This window comes from Psychrobacter sp. UBA3480 (assembly GCF_002377945.1).
Lineage (GTDB): Bacteria > Pseudomonadota > Gammaproteobacteria > Pseudomonadales > Moraxellaceae > Psychrobacter.
In genome coordinates this window covers 560,302-581,627 of sequence record NZ_DFQV01000020.1, presented here as the reverse complement: position 1 = coordinate 581,627, position 21,326 = coordinate 560,302, and the positions used below count along the sequence as shown (strand labels likewise).

Here is a 21,326-nt window from a genome sequence, read left to right as displayed (position 1 = left end):
GGTATTTCCTCTTTTTTTGGTGAATGATCAATAAAAAGCTGTTTAATGGCTCATAATAGAATTAAATCATCATAAACCTAGCTATCAACCGCACGAACCACTGCTTAAACAATGCTCCGAACTAATTCTTGTATCCGTTATTATACGCTGACTTGTCTTAAATAGTCATACATCTCTCAATCGAAATCAACTTCTCTCTCACTAGTAGATATAAAGCTCAATTGATTATAACCTTTCTTATAACCGTATAATTATCTTGATATGCAAGGTCGCGATGTTAGCTGACCGACATCATCAAACAATCCGTAAAATCCGTTAACATATGGAACAGCAATCCAATTCCAATGATATTAAAAGGCTTACGAAGAAAGAGTAAAACAAAATACACTAGCATCGCATAATAAGTATGTAATGGATGAAAATTAATGCTACATCTATTTGCCTGAAATATTGGGTTTGCTACCAGATGGTCTATATCAACCAGCATGGTCGCAAGCAAAATCAGATATGCTTTTTTCCACTCTTTTCTAAAAAACGCAATCGCGATAAAAAGAGGAAAACCAAAGTGCAAAAAATAATGTATGAATGTCTGCATACTGACCTATTAGTTTTAGTCTTCTCTATATAAGACCATCAAAACCAATATTTATTAATATACTGACAGCACTAAAAGGCAACACCTCAGTGTCACCTTTGAATCATTGTCTACCGCACTACTGTTATATATTTCAATATTCTATAATTTCGATATCGACGCAAAGTTATATAAATAGCAAAACAAGCATAAAAGGTATAAACAATAAATGGAGCTCATATCGAGAATTGAACTCGAGACCTCTCCCTTACCAAGGGAGTGCTCTACCGCTGAGCTATATGAGCGTATATTGAAACCTTTGAACTGCACTAAAAAAAATATCACGATGCAGCAATAATTACTGACTCTCGTGATGATTTATTGTTATGCTTTGCAATGGTGTATATATGGAGCGGGTGGCGGGAATCGAACCCGCGTCATTAGCTTGGAAGGCTAAGGTGTTACCATTATACCACACCCGCATTTACTCTTATTCAGGATAACTCTAATCGAGAGTTATGAGATATAGAGAGTATGCTTGGCGCTATGACAAACTTTAGAAAATATGGTGGTGGGGGAAGGATTCGAACCTTCGAAGCTTTCGCGACAGATTTACAGTCTGTTGGGTTTGACCGCTCCCCAACCCCACCTTAGGTTGCTTTGAACAAAAATGACTTACATTTAAGACAAATTCATAAAAAGCTACTTTAAGAGAGATGGTGCCGACTGCCGGGATCGAACTGGCGACCTACTGATTACAAGTCAGTTGCTCTACCAACTGAGCTAAGTCGGCTTGTTCTCTTAAAGTGGTGGCTATTCTATCAAATTTTTTGAGATGCGCAAGTACTTTTTCATCTTTTTTTAAATTAATTTGATATAAGTATTTAAGTCACTGATTAAGCTGGTTTTTTTATAAATAAAAATATGGCAATAAATTGGCTTTTTACTTGCAGCCTTTGTTTTTGCCATATCACTGGCCATTTAATTAGCGAATGCGCAAGCCATTACAGGCCATTTCTACCGCTTTTATTAAGGCCAATGCTTTTTTATTGGTTTCATCCCATTCTTTTTCTGGAACAGAATCAGCAACAACCCCTGCTCCGGCTTGAATATGTATTTCACCACGGCGCATCACCGCAGTACGGATAGCAATGGCCGTGTCCATATTACCATTCCAACCTAAATAACCTACTGAACCACCAAACACCGTTCGGCGTACCGGTTCTATCTCATCGATAATTTGCATGGCCCGGATTTTGGGTGCACCCGATAGCGTCCCAGCTGGGAAAGTGGCACAAAACACATCTAGTGCATCCTTGTCAGCTCGTATCGTACCCTCAACGTTAGATGCGATATGCATTACTTGTGAGTAGCGCTCTATAAACATCTTTTCTGTGACTTTGACACTGCCATACTCGCAAACGCGGCCAATATCATTGCGACCTAAATCAATAAGCATCAGATGCTCGGCTGTCTCCTTTTCATCATTTAGCAGCTCTTGCTCAAGCGCTAGGTCTTCAGCCTCGTCTCGGCCACGTTGCCGTGTCCCTGCTAGCGGCCTTACCGTCACCTTGCCATTTTCGATACGGGATAGGATTTCAGGAGAAGCACCGATAATATCAAAGCGTTTGTGATCATCGAGTGTATAGCCATGCACCAAGAACAGATAAGGCGACGGATTAAGGTAGCGAAGCGCACGATAGACGGCTAGAGAGTCGCCTGTATAGTCCGCTGTCAATCGCTGCGCTGGCACTACCTGCATGACGTCACCTGCGGCAATGTAATCCTTTATTTTATTGACATCGCTACAGTATTTTTCGGCACCTGTTTGCGATATAAATTTAGGCGTAGGCATTACAGGTGCGCGCAAATTGGATGGCTCTGCTAGCTTTTCTTCGATTTGTTCTAGCTCACGGATAGCTGAACTGTAGCCATCCTCAGACTGGCAATCAGCATAGACGATGATTGATAGCGTATTCTCTAAATTATCAAATACAATAATGCTCATCGAAAGCATCAGCCACATATCTGGCATCGACATTGGGTTGGCCGCATCAGATAAGCCGACACTTGGCTCAATAACACGTACCATATCGTAGCCAAAGTAACCGACTAAACCGCCACTAAAGCTCGGCATCGTCGGCACATCTTCAGCGGTTGGCATATGATATTGCGCCATCAGCTCACGTAGGTAATCAAAGGGATTCTCTACTGACTCTGTATCAATATGATCGTTTCGTTTGGTCGTCATATTGCCATCAGCGTACTGTAAAATCAGATCGCTACCCAATCCAATCATGGAGTATCGCGCCCAGCGCTCACCGCCTACCACAGACTCAAACAGATAGGCAGAGCCGTTTAGATCACGTACTTTGGAGAATACAGATACGGGAGTCTGCGCATCCATCAGACGTTTTTTTACTAGTGGTGCGTGACTAAAGCCTCTATCTCTAAAAGCTTGGTATTCTTCAAAAGTCATCATAATAACGCTCTCTTAGCATCTTATAGGCAATAGTAAAACTATAAGCTGCACTATAAAATATAGCGCCAATATTCGCTAAAATATCGACGCTATAATGAGTCATTTGTTTAAAAAACGGTAAGCACAACAAGGCTCTCTATCAAAAATTACGACGAAGACCTAGTGTAGAGTTGAATTATGCACCGCCCATATTAAACAACCATAAGGCCAAACCGATAATTAGAATGGTCACAAATACCCATATGAACCAGCCACCGCTCGCTTTTTTCTCTACATGACCTGCATGAGCAGGGTTGCTGATTTCTTGATCCATCGCATTATTACCTTCGGTACCAAGATCGCGCGGCTGCCCTAAATTAGCCGTGCCTGAAAATTGTGCACTAGCTGCTTGTTTGGCTTTTAAAACTTCAGGGTCAGCTTCTTCTTGTAACTCTGTTTTTGTGGTTTTGTCGTGTTCGTCTTGGACTGCTGGCTCTTCACGCATTACTGATTCTTCATGCACTGCTGGCTGCTTTTCTACCATTGGCGTACTATCAGTAGATGCTGTCTGTAATGGCTCTGTAGACGTCACAGCCTCTGTTTCAGTTGCTGTTGGTACAGATGTGTCATCTACCCATTCTGTGGCAACTGGCGTTTCTTCTACTGGCGTAGGCGATGCCGCATCCGCGTCAGACAGTACTTCATCAATCCCTGTTTCTTTGACAACTGGCTCTGTAGCAACGGCTTGTTCAGTAGCTAGCTCTTCAATAGCTGGTTCTTCAAAAGCCGACTCTTCAACAACTGGCTCTTCAATAACTGGTTCAACAGTTTCATGCGCAGAAGTAATTGATTCTTCGGTCAGATCTGAGCCGGCATCTACAGATAAAGGTTCTACAGGTACAGTATCATCTGTAGCAGGTAACATTTCTTCGATGCCAGTTCCTTTGATCACTGGCTCGTTGCCTGTTTGCTCTATGATCGGCTCTTCTTCAATCAGAGTTTCTTTGCTCGCACTTTCTTCAAGAACGCTTTCTTCAACTATTTGCTCTTCAGTCACAGGCTCACTAGCAGGAGCTTCTAGCACAGTAGCCGTGTCAGCATTCTCATGTGTATCGGCTACTGGTTCTTCTGTGGTCACTGGCGCTAGCGTTTCACTCTCTGACGTCGTCCCAGGTGCAGTAGATGCCTGTACTTGAAAGCTAAAACTTGCAAAGCCAAGCGTATCGTTTGCCTGTAGATGACTAGATTCATTACCTTCGATACGTTGCTCATTGATAAACGTGCCATTAGAAGAATCTAAGTCCTTCACATACAACTGACCATCTAACACACTGAGCACCGCGTGATTTCGAGAAACCTGCTTGCTACCTAACACTACGTCGTTATCACTACCACGACCTATAGATAAGCTATCACTAACCGTCAGTGTCAGGTCGCCTAATGCTTCCGTCAATGCATTCAGCTGCCAAGTTGTACTTACTGCCTTATTCATACTTTCTGTCTCGTTTGTCATGTTATAACTCCTTATTTTTCTATTGAATATCCAATGATGCTAAAAATAATAACTCTAAAATATTACTGCCAATTTATGATAAGTATTGTCGCTATTTCTTTAATAATATTTGCCTAGCGCGGTTGATTAAGTACTTTCCTCAAACACTGTATAGTATTTACTTTGGTATAAAGCGAGGTTTTATAACTTTGTCGAGCTTGCTATACGGTATATTAAGGGCAGGCATACCGTAAGCATATGGGCCGATAGAATAATGCTGGTAACGAATGCTAATGCCTGTATCAGTCAAGGTCACATTATCGCTCAACGTAAATGGCCAGTTTTTCTCATAGCTACCTACGTCTTCGGCAACCGTTTTAACCCACGTTTTATAAGCATCATAGGCAAGCGCCTCAAAACGAGTTTTTTTACCTGAGATAAGCATGTCGTCAAGCTTGACTTGCTTCTTGGTACTTGGGTCAAATACTAGGTACTCGCTATAAGGCATGCCGTGTGCACCGCCAGTATAGATGTAAGAGCTTATCTCAAACAGTTCAAAATCATCGACATGACCTAAGTAATTGGGCGCTACCATCAGATTATAACCCCACGACACATCATCAGGCATATCTTGGAATTGCGAGCTCACAAAGCTATCAAGAGCAGCTGTAACTTCTTTTTCACTGCTTTTACTCTTAATAGGTGCTGACTCTGTCATCTGACTATTGACGACTAAGTTATCGATACGGGCATTTGCAATCTCATCTATCCAGTTTTGACTGCTTTTGAGATATTTAATTTCAATCTCTGGACAGTTATCACGCTTGCCACATATCTCTTGTATATTACTGGGTAGCTGATACGGTAGATACTCCGTGCTGCTAATAAAACTTCCTGCATTGACCGACATACTAACGGCACTTAACAATAGGCTAGCAGTCAACATAGCAATTGAACGTCTCTGGCTTACCTTTATCAAAAATAGATCAGCCGATATAGATTTATCATCAGTTTGAGTCGTAGTGTGCATATGTCCTCTTTTACAAATATAAAATGCCATTCAATATTCTACCGTAACAATTACAATGTATTGTAGGAAGACTGTTCACGTTTTTGAGGTGATGTAAGCAAACGGACATCTGACTCTTACTACTTAAGTCGTAAACACAGGCAATAAAAAAGACACGGCTGGCGTGTCTTAATCAATAAACGATATAAGCGTATAAATAAATTTAATGTTCGCGAGTGCTACTAAAAGTCACTTCTGGATAGCGGTCTTGCATCAGCTGTAGATTAACCCTTGATGGCGCAAGGTAAGTCAGATAACCACCACCATCTAATGATAATTGGTCATGGGCTTTTTTCTTGAACTTCGCCAATGCTACTTCATCATCGCAATGAATCCAGCGTACCGTAGCTATCGATACTGGCTCAAAGGTACATTGAACCTTATACTCTTCTTTTAGACGATGCGCGACCACTTCAAACTGTAGGACACCAACCGCGCCCAAAACCAAGTCATTATTAATCTGCGGCATAAACACCTGCGTTGCACCCTCTTCGCTCAACTGCTGCAGGCCTTTTTGCAACGCTTTTGATTTAAGCGGATCTTTTAGTACCACACGGCGGAACAGTTCAGGGGCGAAATGCGGAATACCTGTAAAGCTTAACTCTTCGCCTTCAGTGAAGCTGTCACCGATAGAGATGGTGCCATGGTTGTGCAAGCCAATGATATCACCCGGATAAGCTTCTTCTAGCGCCTCACGGTCACCTGCTAAAAAGGTCAGAGCATCAGCAATACGTACGTCTTTCCCCAGACGCACGTGCTTCATTTTCATGCCCTTTTCGTACTTACCAGAGCACACTCGCAAGAACGCAATACGGTCACGGTGACGCGGGTCCATATTGGCCTGAATCTTAAAGACGAAGCCCGTAAAATCTGTCTCGGTGGCTGATACTTCACGCTCAGTCGTTGGATGGGCTTTTGGCGGCGGTGCATATTTGACCAAGGTATCAAGTACCATGTTTACCCCAAAGTTACCCAATGCCGTGCCAAACAATACTGGCGTCATCTCACCCGCTAAAAACGCGTCAACGCTGAACTCTTCTAGTGCCATCTGTACCAGCTCAAGTGACTCTTCAAAAGCATCAAACATCAACTGCCCGAGACGCTCGCGAATATCAGGATAGTCATAGCCTTCTCGGGTCTCAGAGACCGTCATCTTACCGCCGTTGCCTTTTTCATAAAAGTAAGTTTTATTTTCAGTCAAATGATAGACACCGATGAAGTCTTGACCCATACCGATAGGCCAAGTCACTGGGATACATTTGATTTTCAATACTGCTTCGATTTCGCTAAGTAACTCAAGCGGCTCACGAATCTGACGATCTAGCTTGTTGACGAATGAGATGATAGGCGTATCGCGCATACGACATACTTCCATCAGCTTGATGGTTCGTTCCTCTACACCTTTTGCACCATCGACCATCATCAGCGCACTATCCACTGCGGTCAAAGTGCGGTAGGTATCTTCACTAAAGTCGGCGTGACCTGGGGTATCTAGTAGGTTGACCATATGGTCTTTATACGGAAACTGCATGACAGACGTCGTGATCGAGATACCACGCTCTTGCTCCATGCTCATCCAATCTGAGGTTGCATGACGATCCGTCTTACGGCCTTTTACTTCGCCCACTACCTGAATCGCTTGACCCCATAACAGGAGTTTTTCGGTCATGGTGGTCTTACCAGCATCGGGATGCGAGATAATGGCAAAGGTGCGACGCTTAGCAACTTCTTTATTTAATTTCTTTGGATCTACGCTCATAATTTTCAGCTTCAACAGTTATGTGATTTAGAAGTGACTCTAAATAAATAAAATAAATAATGGGCGTATTGTAGCGGATTTAGCATCAGGGTGCAGAATTAGCGTATAAAAAAACACGCCCCGTTATTTCAACGAAGCGTGTTTTTGGGCTTTTAAATTGCGATTATCCTGCTTAATTAGCGCGACTAATAACCATTAATTTATCTCAATAGTAGCGTTCGATTTGCTCAGCCAAGAAGTCGCCAGCCACTTCATTGACGATTATACAATCAACTACGTCAAAACGACTGTCTGTGTTCGGGTCAGTGCTACCTTTGGCGACATAGTTTGCCTCATAGACGTCTTTTCCATACTCAACACCGCTATATTCATAAGCAGGCTGATCATCGTATTCGAAAAACATGACTTGCGCGGCTTGTTGCTGATTGCCTACGCCCACTCCGAACTGAGAAGTTCTATGATCTCTGTTGTCACTAGAGCGTTGTTTGGCTGCATCAAGCCATTCATCTATTGTAGCGTATCCGCTTTTGTTTTTCTCATTAAATGCCAAAAACCAGCGCTCACTAGTTACCACAGGGATATAACAAACTGACCCTTCAGGAAAGGCAACATTGGTCGGAATTTCAGAATAATTATTTAAGTCGGTAATAATACCGTATCTATTGTTCACGTTTGTACTAGCAACATAGCTGTTCGCACGCAAACCCGATAAGTTGAGTGTCTTATAAGTGGTTTTGTATTCTAGCTGGTTATTGGTGTTTTTTTCATAGATGGGGCGTTTGACCGTCCGATTATTAACCTCGATGTCTTTATTTTCAAGTCGACCCTCGAAATCATCTGCCAGTACGGTTCTGTCTAAATCATTCAGGCTTTGATTGCTATAACTGTTGATGAGATTGGTTGTTTTGATCTCGCGCGCACCAGTACGATACGTCTCGTCAATTCGCGCAATTGCCGTAGCATTGGCTTTGCTATCATAACTATTAGCAAAGCTTGTCAATGTAATCTTGCTACTAGCTGTCCCATAAGCGCCGTCTTCTTCCTCGCACCCTATCAAAGCGAGCGTCGTCAAAAAGCAAACACTAGGTATCGCAATCCATCTATTCATCAAACAATGTCCTTATGATTCAGATTTTTATTATCCGTACTGATAACGTATATATGGCTCATTACCGCTATTGTACCTCTTTGACGCCTATACGATAAGCTTGTAAATATAAAAACGAATAAAACTGAGCTCGAAATCTCATTTACAAACTAGCAGTATATATTTACTCTCTATGCACTGAGCTGCGTGAGCGATTTGTTATGCTAAGTTTCATATTAAGACTTACCACTCAAATATAAACATTAAAACTTACAACAAAGGATGTGTCATGAAATCTCTATACTCTACCAAATCTACTGTTACTGGCGGCCGCATGGGTACGGCAACCTTAAGCGATAGCGATCTTGAAATCAATATGGTACCACCAGGCGGTAATGAAAAAGGTAATAATCCTGAGCAATTACTTGCGATGGGTTATGGCGCTTGTTTTGATGGCGCCTTAGGCGTAGTCAAAAAGATGGAAAGCGCAACATTTGGCTCAACTGTTGAGACCTCTGTAGACTTATTACAAGGTGACAATCACGAATATAAGCTTGCCGTAAAAATCCACGTTATCGCTGACAATACAGACCTATCTGCTGACGAGATTCAAAAATTGGTCGAAAAAGCGCATGAAGTATGCCCATATTCGAAAGCGACCAGCGGTAACATCGATGTCGAAGTCTCTTCAGAAGTAAAATAACGTATTCAGAGACTCGTTATCAACGTCTATTGAATGACAAGTAGTCGATAGTTATTCCCTTCTAAAAGAACTCAGTTTATCTGGGTTCTTTTTTGTTTTTAGCAATTTATTTATTGTAGAAATGGAATATCGAAAACTCAGTGTAGATTTCAATGAAAAAGAACACGATAGAACATCTCGTAACGGTTAAGCAGTTCGGCACGCGCTGATTTTATCGTTATAATAAGCGTATATATTTTTATCTAATAGCTGATAAGTGACTTTTATGACTGATGACATAGCTGACAATACCACCGATAACAACCACAACTCTCACCAAGCGCTTGACCCCAAAGCATTACCAAACTTCGATACCATGCCTAACGTGGCGCTGATGGATACCAGTCATGTAGACAAAGATCAGCCGCCTTTTATTTTGGTTGATGGCTCCTATTATCTGTTCCGCACTTATCACGCCCTACCAAAAACCATGCAAAACTCGCAGGGCCTAATCACCAATGCGATACGCGGTACACTCAACGCGCTACTCAAGCTGATGCGTCGCTATCACCCTACCCATATGGCTGTCTGCTTCGATACCAAATCACCGACTTTTCGCCATCATATGTCTGCTGACTATAAGGCTGCTCGTCCACCCATCGATGTCGAGCTGGTAGAGCAAATTCCTTATATTCATCGTTTAGTCACCGCATTAGGCATTCCACTGTTGCGTATTGAGGGTGCAGAAGCGGATGATATTATCGGTACACTTGCCCATCGCGCTGTCGAGCAAGGTCATCATGTGGTCATCTCGACGGGTGATAAAGACATGATGCAGCTGGTCAACGACTGCGTGGTACTGGAAGACAGCTTTACGGGCAAAGTCACGGATACACCAGCGGTAATCGATAAATTCGGTATTAACCCAAACCAAATGATCGATTTCTTAACGCTAATGGGTGATGCCTCTGACGGTATTAAAGGCGTACCTGGTATTGGTAAAAAGACCGCTAAAGACCTGCTCGTTGAGTATGGTGATATCGAAAATATGCTCAAACATATTGGCTTTATTAAAGGTCGCGGGGCGAAAGGTCTGATTGAACACGCCGACGACATTCCTTTTAATAGAAAGCTGGCTACCATCGTCACTAACTTAGCCATCGGTCAAGATTGGAATGATCTAAAAATCAATACCGACCCTTGTGCGCATATAAATGAATTGCGTGAATTATATAATGAGCTTGAGTTTAGAAATGAGCTGGCATCGCTTGATCATCCAAATCATCCTGCCAATGGTTCGAAAAGTGTTGCTGATAGCCAAGCCGATACGGAGTCACAGGCACAGGTGGCAAAATCACTCCAATCCACCAAGAGCGACAATATCAAAGACAGCACTAACCATGATAAAGCGTGGCATACTGTACTCGACGAGCCAGCGTTTGATAGCTTGGTCGAGTTGTTAGAAGCTGCTCCGCACTTTGTCATTGATACCGAGACCACTAGCGTTCATTGGCGTGATGCACAAATCGTTGGTTTATCCTTTGCGTTGCAAGCACACGAAGCCTATTACATTCCGCTTACGCATAGCCTAGAAGGTGATGAGCTAACTGCCAAGCAACTTGATCGCGATACAGTATTAGCTCGCTTAAAACCTGTCTTAGAGAACCCAAATATCGGTAAAATCGGTCAGCATCTAAAGTATGATGCGCACATCCTCGCTCACTATGATATCGACCTAGTTGGCGTCATACATGAGCAGCCAAATAACTGGGCAATGGATACGATGCTTGCCAGCTACGTCATCAATGCGGCAGCTACTCGCCACGGCATGGATGATTTGGCACGCCATTATCTACAAACGCAAACCATCAGCTTTGAAGATGTGGCAGGTAAAGGCGCTAAGCAAGTTACCTTTGACCAAGTGGCCATCGATATCGCGAGCGATTATGCTTGTGAAGATGCCGATATCACCTATCAATTATTTGACGTGTTCAGCGTTGAGCTAGCTAACGATGCCAATAATGCCAAATTACTACACGAGCTAGAAATTCCAACGGCAGAGATACTTTGCCAAATGGAAGCGCATGGCATATTGATTAAACGCTCCTTCTTGAACGAGCTATCAAAACGCTTCGATGAAGAAATTGTCGCCCTAGAAAAACGCGCCTATGAAGTGGCAGGTGAGGAATTTAACTTAGGCTCACCTAAGCAGCTCGGTGAGATGCTGTTCGAAAAGCTAGGCGTCGCTGGTGGTAAAAAAACCAAGTCTGGTCAATACTCGACTGGTGAAGCGGTACTATCAAAAATCGATCATCCATTGGTCGATATTACGCTAGAGTATCGCGGACTATCTAAGCTCAAAAGCACTTATACCGATGCGCTGGATAATGTTGCAGATAGCGAAACCGATCGCGTGCATACTAGCTACCATCAGGCGTTAACGAGCACTGGGCGTTTGTCATCGACAGATCCTAACTTACAAAATATCCCCATTCGTACTGCGACTGGTCGCTTAATTCGTCAAGCCTTTATCGCGCCAGAAGGTCGCGTTATTTTGGCTGCGGATTATTCACAGATTGAACTTCGTTTAATGGCGCACTTCTCAGGTGATAAAAACCTAACTCATGCCTTTAACGAAGGGTTAGATATTCACGCGGCCACCGCTGCCGAAGTACTTGGTAAGGATGTCGCAGACGTCACTTCGACCGAGCGTCGTAATGCTAAAGCCATTAACTTTGGTCTACTATACGGGATGAGTGCCTTTGGACTTGCCAAGCAGCTACAGATGAGCCGCGGCGAAGCACAAGACTATATCGATATGTACTTTGAGCGCTATCCAGGCGTCAAAAACTATATGATCAATACGCGTGCAAGCGCTTATGAGCAAGGTTATGTTGAGACGATATTAGGTCGTAAGCTCTATACGCCTGATATCAATCACAGCAATCGTATGGTCAAGCAAGGTGCTGAGCGCGCGGCGATTAACGCGCCACTACAAGGCTCTGCTGCTGATCTAATCAAGCTTGCTATGATTGCCGTTGATAAAGTGCTGCCAAAAGAACAAGCCAAAATGCTGCTACAGGTTCACGATGAATTGGTGTTTGAAGTCGATGCGGATAAAGTAGACGAAGTTAGCCAGCTGATTACTGATGCTATGCAAGATGTATTGACGACTACAGCAGTAGAGAAAGGTTGGCACGTCGACTTTGCAGTGCCCTTACTGGTCGAGACTGATAGCGGTCAAAACTGGGATGAGGCGCATTAATCACTCACTGTCATTTTGTCAAGCATGCAAGGTATGATTATAAATGTACCTTGCAGATATTAGAGTTTTTGATAACTAACACTACAATAAGTCATTATATATTGTTTATATTAACAATCACTTATGACCAGTTAGTTATATTTCATAACAGTAATATCTAAATATGGGGTTTATAATAGGACATCTGTTAAACCCTAACTATTCGATATTTTTGCTTTAAAGTGAGCCTTTGGGCTCACTTTTTTGTTTTATAAAATCAGGAGTCATTTATCTTGAGTTCAGATGGCATCATCGAAATCCCTGGCATTATACTTTTGATAGTATGCCTATTGCGCAGTTCACAATATGTTATGAAAAGTCATGTCAAACAAATTAAGGCTTTTTGGCTGGCAGCCGTACTTATATTTGTCTCTGTCATTCGTCGAGAGTTGAACTATCTACCAGACTTACTGGTTCCAAGCGATTTTTCGATGCTTGGTCAGTCTTATGACTGGTGGGAGGACAGCGTCCTTACCGTTATCTATCTCGTCGCGCTTGGTTTGCTGGTCTACTCAAGGCATTACCTATGGGCAGTGCTAAAAAACGTGCCCGTTTCGCTCTATCTTAGCGTTACTGTACTGGCTATCATTCAGTACATGGGCGAGAACGCTATTATGTTCCCGCATACACCTGGTGAAATTGTCGAAGAGCTGGCTGAGACTGCCATTTATGGTATCGCCTTGACCTATTTATGGCGATTTAAACTGGCTGACTATCAGTCATGTCTAGTACAGAAGTTAAACTACAAGTTTGACCACGCCAATAATTAACACTATAAGTTTTATTATTTATGTAGCGATCTGGCTATCGTACAAAGACTTAGCATAAATTTCATAAATAATTACGGCTACTCATCTTGAGTAGTCGTTTTGCGTTCTAGTCATTGTCTTACATTTTTTGAACATCCTGTCACACCTTACTACTAGTGAAAAGTTGAATAAGCGTACAAACTGAGAAGCATATAATCTACATTGCAATGAGCGATGCTTTAACAAGCCAGCGCGATATTTTACTTCTAATGATGGCGACATCTAATAACTACAATAAGGAATTATTCATGGAAAACTCAAAAAACCCATTACCAGAAGAGATGGATCATATTGACGGTAATCGTCGTGACAATAATGACAGCGTCGATAACTCAGATAATTTAGATAACAACAATCAGGATGAACAAAACAACCAATTGGTCGATTTGGACAATCCTATGCTGCATACCATTGATAACGATGATGTGATTGATAATAGTGCGGGATTTAATAACTCAGAAGTCGGTAGTGATGCGACCCAAGGACTAACACCTGCGCATCGACAAAATATCGATGAGTCTCGTGTCGATGAGATTTTAGTTCAGGATAACCTTGATGACAGCGATTATCCAGATGCGATGGACATTGTGGATAGAGAAGCGGCTGAACGTAGCAACGATGATGATTTTTAGAACTTAATACGATTGTTGATCTACCTCTCTAAACCAAAAAAGCACGCTTAACTATATTAAGCGTGCTTTTTTCATTCTACTATTCAACTTACTAAAACAGCGACTTTCGTCTGTCTAAACCCAGCCATCTAGCGTGCCAGCCCAACCTTTCACCAATGGCAAACTCAACGCTTCAAGCAATTCAATATGTGTTTCATCAAGATTTAGTGCAGGAATATAATGATACTCTTGCCCGCCAGCATTAAGGAAGTTATCACGGTTTTCAATGGCTAACTCTTCTAATGTCTCTAGACAGTCTGCCGAGAACGCCGGACTAATCACCTGTACCGAGCGCACACCTGACTGACCCCAATCTTCCAACACCACATCGGTATACGGCTTGACCCACTCTTGCTTACCAAAACGTGACTGGAAACTGATAATCCATTCATCCTCTGTTAGGCCAAGCTCATGCGCCACTTGCGCAGCCGTACATTTACAGCGTTTAGGATAAGGATCGCCTTTATCAGCATAAGGCTGCGGGATACCATGAAAACTAAACATCAATTTTTCAGGCTTGCCATGCTTCTCTTGAAAACGGCGAATAGAGTTGGCCAAAGCTTGAATATATAGTGGATGGGCAAAGTAGTCTTTGACAATCGTATAGTTTGGCAAGTTGCGTTGCTTGAGCGTCCACTTCGTCAGCGCATCATATACGGCACCGCCTGAAGAGGCAGAGTACTGCGGAAACAACGGCAGAATGACAAAGTGGTCGACCCCTTCACCACGTAGCGCGTCCATGACATCAGGCAAACCAGGGTTACCATAGCTCATCGCCGGATGCACGGAGACTCGAAATGGTGCCACACTATCGGCCAAACGTGGTTCTAATAGCTCAACTTGGCTTTTTAGTATTTTACGAATCGGTGAATCACCTTCCCAGATACTGGCGTAAGCCTTTGCTACGCGCTTAGGACGACTTGGTAAGACAAATAGATTCAGAATAATAGCCCATAGGAATTTGGGAATCTCGATCACTCGTGGGTCTGACAAAAACTGTTTGAGGTAGCGACGTACGGCAGGTGCCGTTGGCTCATCTGGGGTACCAAGATTCACTAACAAAACGGCAATACGTGGGGGCAATTTAGGTTTCATAGCAGCACTTTATTAGCAGTAAGTTATTAAGGGTGATGTCAAAATAATAAGAGACGATACTGTTAAGACACAGTTGAATAGACACTTCATTAGTGTAGCATTTTATCCATTAATGACGCGCGCTAAAAGCGCCCCTATACAATTTGATACGCAGTTGCTATTTATTAACTCTTGATTACTTGATGCTAGCGGCTTGTTCATTATTTGCCTATGGCGAATTTTACATACAAACTATGATCGATACGCTCGAAAGGCACGCTCGACGGTTGTACTCCAACGCGCATCACCATACAATAGGCAGGCCCAGTTTATAAAAACCGTGTAGCTAAAATAGCCTGTTAGCAACGTGCCATTTTGCTTTTATTTTATTGATGATTGTAGTCTTGCGAGGTAGCTTTGAACGCACGCTCTGATAATACCAGTGACCAGCATCCTAATTCACAACCTCACCCTAATAGCTCAGCCAATATTGAAAGTGCTGTAGGGTCTGTGGGTGTCGTTACGCCCCAAAATTTTCATTTCGCGGAGCCCTTAACGTTAGAATGCAACCGTACCCTACCCTCGTTTGACTTGATGGTAGAGACTTACGGTACGCTCAATCGCGATAAATCAAATGCGATTCTGATTTGCCACGCGTTATCTGGCAATCATCATGCAGCTGGCTTCCATAGTGCTGATGACAAAAAAGCAGGCTGGTGGGACAATATGATTGGCCCCAATAAAGCAATTGATACCAATCAGTTTTATGTAGTATGTGTCAATAATATCGGCAGCTGTTTTGGTTCAACAGGGCCTACCACTATTAACCCTGATAGCGTTGATTCGGATAGTGTTAGTTCGGACAGCCTTGATGCAAATAGCAGCGATGAGCCGCAAGTGTATGGCCCTGATTTTCCGCTGATCACCATCAAAGACTGGGTAAAAACCCAAGCAATGCTCTCAGATCGTCTAGGCATCGACGTTTGGCATGCGATTGTTGGTGGTTCAATGGGCGGTATGCAAGCGCTACAATGGTCTGTTGATTATCCAGAGCGGTTAAAGCGCTGTGTGGTCATCGCCAGTACGCCAAAGCTATCTGCTCAAAATATCGCCTTTAACGAAGTAGCGCGCCAATCTATATTATCCGATCCTGACTTTAAAGACGGGCGCTATATACAAGAAGGCACTTATCCTCGTCGCGGACTGATATTGGCGCGTATGGTTGGCCATATTACCTATCTAACTGATGACGCGATGAAAGCAAAATTTGGTCGTGATTTAAAATCTGGCAAATTCATGTATGGCTACGATGTCGAGTTTCAGGTCGAAAGCTATCTACGCTATCAAGGCGAGCGCTTTAGTGAAAACTTCGATGCCAATACTTATCTGCTCATGACTAAAGCCTTAGATTACTTTGATCCGACGCGCGACTATCCATCAACGGTAGCAAAAGATACTACAGAGTCGGCAGTGCAAATAGAAGACTCAATCGCGGCGTCAGTCGAATCTAGCAAAGCGAATGCACAGAGTGAGTTAGAAGATGCAGTAACGACGATTGAAGATATTGAGTCTGATCGTCAGCAAGAGCTTTCTGCGCTCAAAGCGGCCTTTGCCCATACGCAATGCCAATATCTGGTCGTGTCATTTACCACTGACTGGCGCTTTGCACCTGAGCGCTCGCAAGAGATTGTCGATGCACTGATGGCTACTGGCAAACCAGTCAGCTATATCAATATTGACGCGCCGCACGGACATGACTCATTCTTGTTTGATATTCCTCGCTACATGGGTGCGGTTAAAGGATTTTTGACTGCGCCATTTATTACCCCTAGCCGCTCAGCCACAGGAGAACGCTCATGAGAATGGACCACCAACTGGCAGAGCGCTGGATTGCGCCGCAAGCACATGTACTGGACTTAGGTTGTGGCAATGGTGAGCTGCTTGCCCACTTACAGCAGAAACTAGGCGTGACAGGTTACGGACTAGAGATTGATGAAGACAAAATCAATGAGGCGATTGGTAATGGCTTATCAATTGTCGAGCAGGACCTCAACGATGGTCTAGCGCGTTTTGCTGATAACAGCTTTGACACGGTCGTCATGGCACGTGCCCTACAAGCAGTAAAAGCACCTGACGAGTTGTTGCTTGATATGCTGAGAGTTGCCCGTGAAGCAGTCATTACCTTCCCTAACTTTGCGCATTGGCAAAACCGCATTCATTTAGGGCTAAAAGGTATGATGCCTGTCTCTGAAGCGCTGCCTTACGAATGGTACAACACACCAAACATTCATCTATGTACTTTCAAAGATTTTGAACTGTTATGTGCGCAGCATGATATTCATATTATTAATCGTTTTGCGGTTAGTGATTCTGAAAAAGGTCATACACCTTTGATGAAAGCGTTAATAAGACAAGCGCCTAACTTGTTAGCAGACGTCGCTATCTACCGAGTGACCAAGAAATAGCCGCTAAATTCTCAACTGTCTTTATATTTTATAGACTGCTAGATAGTGCTGTACGTACTGATATTAACCTTAATAGATTGTTAACTTAATATAATTTTTTAGTAACTGTCTGATTTTGTTAAGGACAATCAAGTACAAACGTCTATTAGACCTTGTAATTAGTATTTGAGTTTCGTAAGTTTGGGTGTTAAGCTAGCAAAATATTGTCAGCCACCCCACTATTACGACCGTTTGTCTAATCAGTTAGGGTGAAATCTCTGATCTAGAGGTGACAACCCCCTTTTGCTAATGATTAGGTAAGTTCATATCGCAAGATTCCACCTAATTGTTATCGCCGTCTGACTGTCTTTAGCGAGACAATGTTTAGCGGTACAATTTTTTTTGCTTATTAACTGCCTAATTTTGGAGCTGCTATGAAATTATTAAAAGCTGCGTTGTTTACTGCATTATTTTCTTGTGCTGGTTTAGCCAATGCTGAGTTAATATCAAACGTACCGCTTGATACCTCACGTTTTGAGCTTATGCCTGTGAGCGAGTTGTCTAGTCGTGCCGCCCAAGGTAACGATCACGCTCAGTTCTATCTGGCCAAGCGTTTGCAAAAAGGTGAAGGAATTGCGCAAAATACCCAACAAGCAATCCAGTGGTACACCAAAGCCGCTCAGCAAGGCGTTGCCCCTGCTCAGTTGAATCTTGCCATCATGTATTTGCGCGGCGAAGGTGTACAGCCTAACTTGCAACAAGCCCGTCTGTGGTTAGAAAAAGCTGCAATGCGTGGCGATAACCGTGCCAGCTACACGCTTGCGCTACTAGATGAAAAGCAAAAAAATCTAGTCGATGCCTATAAATGGTATGACTTGGCTGCCCGTGATGGCATGCTAGACGAAAAAGTTCGTAACAAAGCACGTGGTAAAATTGGTCAGTTGGCATTAAACTTATCAAGTGATGATATCGCCAGTGCTCGTAGCAAAGCCGATACTTGGTTCCAGAGTAAGTAAATCTAGCAATATACCGTTTTAGTTTAAAAATAAAAATCCAGCCTTTGAGCTGGATTTTTTGTTATCTATAGAAAGTGGTTATTATTTTGGTAAAAAATAATTTAGCACATTAAAAATTGCTATCATCAGAGCAATGATTTTCACACTATATCGATTGTAAGGGCAGTATTATGAGTGGAACAAGAAAAATTCTAATATTAGGTAATGGCTTTGATTTAGCTCATTTTCTGCCCACAAAATATGACCACTTCATGCATGCAATGCGTAATGTGGAAAATTATAATAAAGATGTACCAATGACTTTTGAGTCTTTGTATACGGATTTGATAAATAGTGAAAATTACTTCTTTGAGAATACTATCAAATTATATAAAACTGAAGAAGCTACCTTACCGCTAGAAGAAGTTAAAGAGCTTCAAGATGAGTTGAAGAAAAATGGTTGGTTTCAATATTTTAAAAGCTATATTGATAGTGGTATCGATACATGGATAGATTTTGAAAATGAGATGGAAGTGGTGCTAAGCGCTGTCTGTTATATAGTATTGGAGATAGAAAAAAACATAAAACATCTCGATTATTTTTCAGATAATATATTTTTAAGTAATAAAATGTTTGATAAAGATGTTAAGAGAAAGTATCCATTCATCAATAGTTTACTCGAAAAATTTTCTATAACTGATAAACATAGTATACATGCAGAAACGAAAATAGTATTTGATAAGAATTTTATCAAATACTACTCAGGTCAACCTATAGACATATGCGCTTCCAGCTTGTTGAAGCACTTAGAAAAAGATTTAATGGGTTTTATTGAGATATTCTCTCAATACATTACCTTTATTAATGAACTAGAAGTAAAAGATGCTTTAAAAAAGCCAGAAGTTTTTGAAAAAGATTTAGATGCCATTTATAGCTTTAACTACTCATCTACTATTGAGCATTTGTATAGTCATTCCAATATAAATTTTATACATGGAAAAGCTGACAAAAATAGTGGTAAGAAAATTGTTTTAGGTGTCTCTGAACTCAAAAATCAAGTTCTTATAGACAATAAGGCTTACGGATTTGTTAAATACTATCAAAAGCTTATTAATAATACTGATTATCAATTTCTTAAGTCTGATTCTCCAGTCACAGCCTTAGAAAAAAATATGAAAAATCAAAGTCTAACTAAGTACCATCCTATTGAAGTTTATATTTGGGGACACTCTTTAGACTCTTCCGATAGCGATTATATTCATGAAATCTTTTCATTTAATCAAGACCAAAAATATTCAATAAGAGTCATTGTTTATTACTACTCACAGCCACATACCCAACTGTCGAACCTAATAGCAATTCTAGGTAAAGACACTGTCGAGAATTGGATGAAAAATAAATGGTTGGAGTTTATTGAAACACCTGATATATACAGGCTTAATTTTGATGGTAATTATATTGATAGCAGTACTAGTGAGTTTTCCAAAACTGTGCTTAAACCAGAGGAAACTCGCAATATATCCTTTTTCTAACTATACAGTATTGATACTTCTATGCTTTTAAGTTTTAAAACCTTATTAAAATTTGCTACACTACGCGCGCATTAACCAATTCCACAATTGAGATAATGTTATATACCTATCTACTTTTTTATTATTATTGCACTAGGTTTGCGACCTAGCCAGCAGGAGAAAGACATGAGCACAAACAAAGAAACCGCGATAACTGACAAAAATTCAGCACCTGTATACGATAGTGTGACTAATAATATCGTCGTTGCCGCACTATATAAGTTCACGCGCTTTGCCGATTTTGAGCAATATCGTGAGCCTATCTTAAACACTATGCTCGATCACGATGTGAAAGGTACGTTGTTACTTGCAAGCGAAGGCATTAACGGTACGATTTCTGGTACGCGTCAAGGTATCGATACCGTACTTGACTACCTGCGTAGTATTGAGGCGATTGGTACGTTTACCTTCAAAGAATCCTATACTGACGCACAGCCTTTTTATCGCACTAAGGTGAAACTGAAAAAAGAAATCGTTACTATGGGTGTCGAGAATATCGATCCATTGGAATCCGTTGGTCGCTATGTAAAACCAAGCGAGTGGAATGCGTTAATTTCAGATCCTGAAGTCACCTTGATCGACACGCGTAACGACTATGAAGTGCAAATTGGTACTTTCCAAAACGCGGTCAATCCGAACACTGAAACTTTCCGCGAATTTCCAGAATACGTTTCAAAAGAGCTCGATCCAGCCAAGCATAAAAAAGTGGCGATGTTCTGTACGGGTGGTATTCGCTGTGAGAAGTCGACTGCGTATTTACGCGAGCAAGGGTTTGAAGAGGTCTATCATTTAGAAGGTGGCATCCTAAAATACCTTGAAGAAGTCCCTGCTAGTGACTCTATGTGGCAAGGCGACTGCTTTGTTTTTGATAACCGTGTATCGGTCAACCACAACTTAGAAAAAGGCAGCTACGAGCAATGCTTTGCTTGCCGTATGCCAATCACCGCTGAGGAGATGCAAAGCCCTGCCTATATCAAAGGCGAGTCATGCCCACACTGTATCGACAAAGCGACCGACGAGCAGAAAGCCCGTTTCCGTGAGCGTGAGCACCAAATGCAGCTAGCGAAAAAGCGTGGCGAAGCCCATATCGGTAGCGATGTGATGGATGTAATCGAAAAACGTAAAGCTGCTAAGACGGAAGCGCGTCTACAAGCGGAAGCTGCAAACAATGCTAAAGCCAATTAAACTTAGCATTAGTACAATAAAAAAGAAGTGAAATAAAAAAGAGAGGCTCTAATCGATAGAGCCTCTCTTTTTTTATGATAAATCTTCAGTGCCTATCAAAACTATTAGCACTGATATAGTTAATCCAATTTGAAAGCGGATTGACTATA

Annotated in this window: 16 protein-coding genes and 4 tRNA genes; 9 read left to right on the top strand and 11 right to left on the bottom strand. The window is 42.0% G+C overall.

Going from position 1 to position 21,326, the window contains the following annotated elements; genetic code table 11:
- Positions 1–277: 277 nt before the first annotated feature.
- The 10 genes from B2863_RS09725 to B2863_RS09680 form a co-directional block, all read right to left on the bottom strand.
- Complete coding sequence (locus tag B2863_RS09725; protein WP_296209777.1) at positions 278–595, bottom strand: DUF6122 family protein; 318 nt, start codon at positions 593–595, stop codon at positions 278–280.
- 209 nt (positions 596–804) lie between these two features.
- Positions 805–879: transfer RNA gene (locus B2863_RS09720), tRNA-Thr, on the bottom strand.
- A 103-nt stretch (positions 880–982) separates the two neighbouring features.
- Positions 983–1,056 (bottom strand) — tRNA-Gly (locus B2863_RS09715).
- Positions 1,057–1,140: 84 nt separating this feature from the next.
- A tRNA-Tyr gene (locus B2863_RS09710) sits at positions 1,141–1,224 on the bottom strand.
- A 67-nt stretch (positions 1,225–1,291) separates the two neighbouring features.
- Positions 1,292–1,367, bottom strand: a tRNA-Thr gene (locus B2863_RS09705).
- Between the two features lie 192 nt (positions 1,368–1,559).
- On the bottom strand, positions 1,560–3,056 hold the full coding sequence (gene trpE, locus B2863_RS09700) for an anthranilate synthase component I (protein ID WP_296209774.1): 1,497 nt from the start codon (positions 3,054–3,056) through the stop codon (positions 1,560–1,562).
- A gap of 175 nt (positions 3,057–3,231) precedes the next feature.
- Positions 3,232–4,548 carry an FHA domain-containing protein gene (locus tag B2863_RS09695; RefSeq protein ID WP_296209771.1) on the bottom strand — a complete coding sequence of 439 codons (1,317 nt, stop codon included), beginning with the start codon at positions 4,546–4,548 and terminating at the stop codon, positions 3,232–3,234.
- Between the two features lie 157 nt (positions 4,549–4,705).
- On the bottom strand, positions 4,706–5,557 hold the full coding sequence (locus B2863_RS09690) for an RsiV family protein (RefSeq protein ID WP_296209768.1): 852 nt from the start codon (positions 5,555–5,557) through the stop codon (positions 4,706–4,708).
- A 202-nt stretch (positions 5,558–5,759) separates the two neighbouring features.
- Positions 5,760–7,355: a peptide chain release factor 3 gene (locus tag B2863_RS09685; RefSeq protein WP_191114744.1), complete on the bottom strand. Its 1,596-nt coding sequence runs from the start codon at positions 7,353–7,355 to the stop codon at positions 5,760–5,762.
- 205 nt (positions 7,356–7,560) lie between these two features.
- Positions 7,561–8,463, bottom strand: a complete 903-nt coding sequence (locus B2863_RS09680) for a hypothetical protein (RefSeq protein ID WP_296209762.1) — start codon at positions 8,461–8,463, stop codon at positions 7,561–7,563.
- 268 nt (positions 8,464–8,731) lie between these two features.
- Between B2863_RS09680 and B2863_RS09675 the strand changes: the two genes are divergently transcribed.
- The 4 genes from B2863_RS09675 to B2863_RS09660 all read left to right on the top strand — a co-directional run bounded on the left by B2863_RS09675 (position 8,732) and on the right by B2863_RS09660 (position 13,869).
- Positions 8,732–9,145 carry an Ohr family peroxiredoxin gene (locus B2863_RS09675; protein WP_057758473.1) on the top strand — a complete coding sequence of 138 codons (414 nt, stop codon included), beginning with the start codon at positions 8,732–8,734 and terminating at the stop codon, positions 9,143–9,145.
- A 265-nt stretch (positions 9,146–9,410) separates the two neighbouring features.
- Entirely contained in the window at positions 9,411–12,389 is a 2,979-nt protein-coding gene (gene polA / locus B2863_RS09670; protein ID WP_296209760.1) for a DNA polymerase I, read from the top strand.
- A 350-nt stretch (positions 12,390–12,739) separates the two neighbouring features.
- Positions 12,740–13,198, top strand: coding sequence for a hypothetical protein (locus B2863_RS09665; RefSeq protein ID WP_296209755.1), 459 nt, complete (start codon positions 12,740–12,742; stop codon positions 13,196–13,198).
- A gap of 287 nt (positions 13,199–13,485) precedes the next feature.
- Positions 13,486–13,869, top strand: coding sequence for a hypothetical protein (locus B2863_RS09660; RefSeq protein ID WP_296209753.1), 384 nt, complete (start codon positions 13,486–13,488; stop codon positions 13,867–13,869).
- Positions 13,870–13,983: 114 nt separating this feature from the next.
- Here the strand turns inward: B2863_RS09660 and hemH are convergent, their stop codons facing one another.
- Entirely contained in the window at positions 13,984–15,003 is a 1,020-nt protein-coding gene (gene hemH, locus B2863_RS09655) for a ferrochelatase (RefSeq protein WP_296209752.1), read from the bottom strand.
- Positions 15,004–15,471: 468 nt separating this feature from the next.
- On the opposite strand from hemH, the gene metX reads away from it, so the two are divergent.
- The 5 genes from metX (at position 15,472) to B2863_RS09630 (ending at position 21,177) form a co-directional block, all read left to right on the top strand.
- The gene (gene metX / locus B2863_RS09650; RefSeq protein ID WP_296209826.1) at positions 15,472–16,842 is read left to right on the top strand and encodes a homoserine O-acetyltransferase MetX; all 1,371 of its coding nucleotides are present in this window, start codon (positions 15,472–15,474) and stop codon (positions 16,840–16,842) included.
- On the top strand, positions 16,839–17,447 hold the full coding sequence (gene metW / locus B2863_RS09645) for a methionine biosynthesis protein MetW (RefSeq protein WP_057758464.1): 609 nt from the start codon (positions 16,839–16,841) through the stop codon (positions 17,445–17,447). The genes metX and metW overlap by 4 nt, the downstream gene beginning before the upstream one ends.
- Positions 17,448–17,860: 413 nt before the next feature.
- Positions 17,861–18,442, top strand: coding sequence for a tetratricopeptide repeat protein (locus B2863_RS09640; protein WP_057758462.1), 582 nt, complete (start codon positions 17,861–17,863; stop codon positions 18,440–18,442).
- A 170-nt stretch (positions 18,443–18,612) separates the two neighbouring features.
- Entirely contained in the window at positions 18,613–19,953 is a 1,341-nt protein-coding gene (locus tag B2863_RS09635) for an AbiH family protein (RefSeq protein ID WP_296209749.1), read from the top strand.
- 225 nt (positions 19,954–20,178) lie between these two features.
- Positions 20,179–21,177 carry a rhodanese-related sulfurtransferase gene (locus B2863_RS09630; RefSeq protein ID WP_339343199.1) on the top strand — a complete coding sequence of 333 codons (999 nt, stop codon included), beginning with the start codon at positions 20,179–20,181 and terminating at the stop codon, positions 21,175–21,177.
- Positions 21,178–21,326 lie beyond the last annotated feature (149 nt).

Excerpts from the sequence above, each read along its gene's own strand:
- B2863_RS09685 (WP_191114744.1), bottom strand. The coding sequence starts at position 7,355 with ATGAGCGTAGATCCAAAGAAATTAAATAAAGAAGTTGCTAAGCGTCGC.
- B2863_RS09690 (WP_296209768.1), bottom strand. The coding sequence starts at position 5,557 with ATGCACACTACGACTCAAACTGATGATAAATCTATATCGGCTGATCTA.
- hemH (WP_296209752.1), bottom strand. The coding sequence starts at position 15,003 with ATGAAACCTAAATTGCCCCCACGTATTGCCGTTTTGTTAGTGAATCTT.
- B2863_RS09665 (WP_296209755.1), top strand. The coding sequence starts at position 12,740 with ATGAAAAGTCATGTCAAACAAATTAAGGCTTTTTGGCTGGCAGCCGTA.
- B2863_RS09635 (WP_296209749.1), top strand. The coding sequence starts at position 18,613 with ATGAGTGGAACAAGAAAAATTCTAATATTAGGTAATGGCTTTGATTTA.
- B2863_RS09725 (WP_296209777.1), bottom strand. The coding sequence starts at position 595 with ATGCAGACATTCATACATTATTTTTTGCACTTTGGTTTTCCTCTTTTT.
- B2863_RS09695 (WP_296209771.1), bottom strand. The coding sequence starts at position 4,548 with ATGACAAACGAGACAGAAAGTATGAATAAGGCAGTAAGTACAACTTGG.
- trpE (WP_296209774.1), bottom strand. The coding sequence starts at position 3,056 with ATGATGACTTTTGAAGAATACCAAGCTTTTAGAGATAGAGGCTTTAGT.
- metW (WP_057758464.1), top strand. The coding sequence starts at position 16,839 with ATGAGAATGGACCACCAACTGGCAGAGCGCTGGATTGCGCCGCAAGCA.
- B2863_RS09675 (WP_057758473.1), top strand. The coding sequence starts at position 8,732 with ATGAAATCTCTATACTCTACCAAATCTACTGTTACTGGCGGCCGCATG.
- B2863_RS09680 (WP_296209762.1), bottom strand. The coding sequence starts at position 8,463 with ATGAATAGATGGATTGCGATACCTAGTGTTTGCTTTTTGACGACGCTC.
- B2863_RS09640 (WP_057758462.1), top strand. The coding sequence starts at position 17,861 with ATGAAATTATTAAAAGCTGCGTTGTTTACTGCATTATTTTCTTGTGCT.
- polA (WP_296209760.1), top strand. The coding sequence starts at position 9,411 with ATGACTGATGACATAGCTGACAATACCACCGATAACAACCACAACTCT.
- B2863_RS09660 (WP_296209753.1), top strand. The coding sequence starts at position 13,486 with ATGGAAAACTCAAAAAACCCATTACCAGAAGAGATGGATCATATTGAC.